Genomic DNA, 2,786 nt, shown 5'->3' with positions numbered 1-2,786 from the left:
GTGCCATGGCGGTACGGGGCCCGGACCCCGGCTGCTCCACCACCGGGCGGGCCGGGCGGCGCGGTGCGCAGCAGCCAGGGGGCGGTCGGCGGTTCGGGGGCTGCCGGCGCCACCGGGCAGGCGCTGACCCCGCTGCGTCCGGCCAGCTCGTGCAGCTCCGCCCATGTCCGTCGGCGGGCCGCCGTGTGGAGTGCTGCCGGCAGCGGGGCGACGGCGGTGGTGAAGCGTTCGGCGAAGGACCTCCACCCGTCGCGGGCGGCGTTCTGGGGCGCGCCCAGCCCGCCCCAGAACGCCGCCCAGCTCTCGGCGGCCAGCGCCTCGATCTCGAACCAGGTGCCGTCGGCGCTGCGGAACGGCGGGCCGCCCGGGGCGTCGGCGGGCGGGCCGTCGTCGCTGCCGGCGACAGCGAGGTGATGGGAGGTCAGGAGCAGTGCGGCGCGGTCGACGCCGGTGGTGGCCGGCGGCTCCCCGGCGGCGCCCGCCCCGGCGTGGAGCCGGGCCAGCAGGGCGGTGGTGGCGAGGACGCCGGCGGCGGTCGCGGCGACGTCGGGCCGCAGCGCGCGCGGCCGGCCGTGGCGGCGGCCGTGGACGTGCATGAGCCCGCAGACGGCCTGTGCCGAGGTCTCGTCGTGGACCAGGGGGGCGGGCAGGACGTCGGCCCAGCGGACCAGCACCTCGGCGCTCCCCCGGGGGCCGGCCGCCCGGAGCCGGGCGGCGGGCGTCGCGGTGTCGTCCGCTGCGGCCTCGTCTCCTGCGGCCGGGGTGCCGGCGTCCGCCCCGGCTGCCCCATCCGGCCCGTACGCCCCGTCCGGGTCGGTGCGGACCGACGCGCCGAGCCGCCGCAGGTGGTCGGCGGCCACCCGGGCGGCGGTCCCGCTGCCGGAGACCATGCACGGGCGCCCGGCCAGTGGGGCGAATCCCTCGACGACGGGGTGGATCATGCGGCCTCCCTCCGCCAGGCGGCCACCGGCGGCCCGCCCGGTGGTGGAGCAGCCGGGGTCCGGGCCCCGTACCGCCATGGCACCGCGCGCGACCCGCGGTGTCCATCCCCACCCGGAGGAATGGCCACCGCAGTCAACGGGCGGGCGCCCCCGTGCGCCCGGCATTGCAGCGACCTGCTCATTGCCCCTCGTCCGCGGCGCTCGCGCCGGGCGCGCACCTAGGGTGCTGCTGACCGGCGCGGCTCGGCCGCACCGGGCTCCGGTGCCCGGCAGGAGGGGGAGACCCGTGACCGCACCGCACGAGATCCGCAGCTGTCCGGTGTGCAGGGAACCGTGGCTGGTGCTGGCGGACCCCACCGGACTGCCGGACCGGATGGCGGAGCTGTCGGCGGCGGCGTCCCGGTTCGACGCGGCGGCCGCGGCGAACCGGGCGCCGGACCCGGCGGTGGCCCCCCGCCCCGGTGACCGGCCGGAGGACGAACGCGACGAGCACGACGCGTTCTTCGGGGTGGCCCGCACCGCCGACCTCTCCGCATCGGCTTTCCTGCTCGGTGGCGCGCACGCCCACCACCTCGTCGCGGTCCACCAGCGGCGCTGCGGCTGCGGGGACCCTCGGGAGCTGCCCGCCCTGAGCGCCGGTTGGCGCTGCCTGCTGGACCGCGCGCGGGGGGTGCCGGCCGCCGCGGCCTGCGCCGACGACACCACGGGGGACACCGGCGGGCCGGTGGACTGCCCCCGGCCGCACGAGCACTGGCGCGTGGGGCACCAGGTGTTCTTCGTCCTGATCCAGGGCGTGGTGGCGGGGCTGCGGTGCTTCGTCTCGGCGGCGGACGCGCGCGACGCGGTGAGGGCGTCCCGGGCGCTGGAGCTGGCGGCGGAGATGTGCCGGCACTCGGCGGTGGCGATGACGTTCGCCGGCGGTCTCAGCCGCGAGGACTACGAGGGGGAGGTCCGCCCGTCGATGCTGCCGCCCGCCGTGCGGCCGGGTTTCAGCGGCTTCCAGACCCGCGACCACGCCCTGCTGGTGCGGACGCTGCGCGCGAGCCGGCCCGCGCTGGGGTGGCTCGGGTTCGCCGACCCGGCGGTGACCGGGTTGGACGACGCACTGCAACGGGTCTACGCGGCGCACCGGTCGGTGTGCTCGCGTTTCGACGGCACGCGCATCCCGAGTCTGCTGATGGCGGCCGGCGGCCCGCAGTCGGCGCAGCGGGCCGGCGTCGAGGTGGTGGACGAGCTGACCGAGCGCCGGCTGGCACTGGTGCGGGAGGCAGCCGACCGCACCGACCGGCGGTGACCGGGGCCGTCCCGGTGAGCGGTGGTGCGGGAGGGCGGGCCCGTCAGCCGTCCTCCACCCGCATCACGCCGGCGACCCGCCGCACCGACGCCGACCGGCGCGCGCCGCTGACACCGGACGACCCCGCCTACGTGCTCGACACCTCGGGTTCCACCGGCCGCCCCAAGGGCGTGGTCATCTCCCACCGGGCGAGTCCTCGGCTACGCCGAGCCCGACCCCACCGCGGACGTCGCGGGCCACGACGCGGCGGCCAAGGCGGCCGTCCTCGCGGGCGCCGCCTTCGGCGCCCTGGTCCACCCCGCCGAGGTGCACCGCGAGGGGATCGAGGCCGTCACGCCGGCCGACCTCGCCGCCGCACGCGCGGCGGGGTGCGTCGTCAAGCCGCCGGCGGTGTGCGAGCGCGCCGCCGACGCCGGGTCGGTCGCCGTCCGCGTCCACCCCGCCATGGTGCCGGTGGAGCACCCGCTGGCGGCGGTGGGCGGCGCGGACAACGCCGTGGTGGTGGAGGCGGCCGCCTCCGGGCGGCTGATGGTCGCCGGCCCCGGGGCGGG

The 2,786-nt window shown here is 79.1% G+C and carries 2 protein-coding genes and 2 pseudogenes; 3 read left to right on the top strand and 1 reads right to left on the bottom strand.

Translation table 11 applies throughout. The annotated features are described in order from the left end of the window. The coding region (locus HCN56_RS24885; RefSeq protein ID WP_209313166.1) for a CoA transferase at nucleotides 1-941 on the bottom strand (941 nt) is incomplete at its 3' end. 286 nt (nucleotides 942-1,227) lie between these two features. Between HCN56_RS24885 and HCN56_RS24880 the strand changes: the two genes are divergently transcribed. From HCN56_RS24880 to HCN56_RS24875, 3 genes and pseudogenes are all read left to right on the top strand, one after another. Then, complete coding sequence (locus HCN56_RS24880) at nucleotides 1,228-2,235, top strand: 3-methyl-L-tyrosine peroxygenase-related protein (protein ID WP_167974813.1); 1,008 nt, start codon at nucleotides 1,228-1,230, stop codon at nucleotides 2,233-2,235. Next, nucleotides 2,232-2,414, top strand: a pseudogene (locus tag HCN56_RS27480) (AMP-binding protein); the annotation flags it as partial. The gene HCN56_RS24880 and the pseudogene HCN56_RS27480, both read left to right, overlap by 4 nt. A gap of 16 nt (nucleotides 2,415-2,430) precedes the next feature. Continuing rightward, nucleotides 2,431-2,786: pseudogene (locus tag HCN56_RS24875) on the top strand (homoserine dehydrogenase); the annotation flags it as partial.

Source organism: Streptomyces lonarensis, from assembly GCF_012033735.1.
In the GTDB taxonomy this organism is placed as follows: domain Bacteria; phylum Actinomycetota; class Actinomycetes; order Streptomycetales; family Streptomycetaceae; genus Streptomyces; species Streptomyces lonarensis.
Note: the sequence above shows the minus strand (reverse complement) of the source record. Positions and strands in the feature narration are given on the sequence as shown.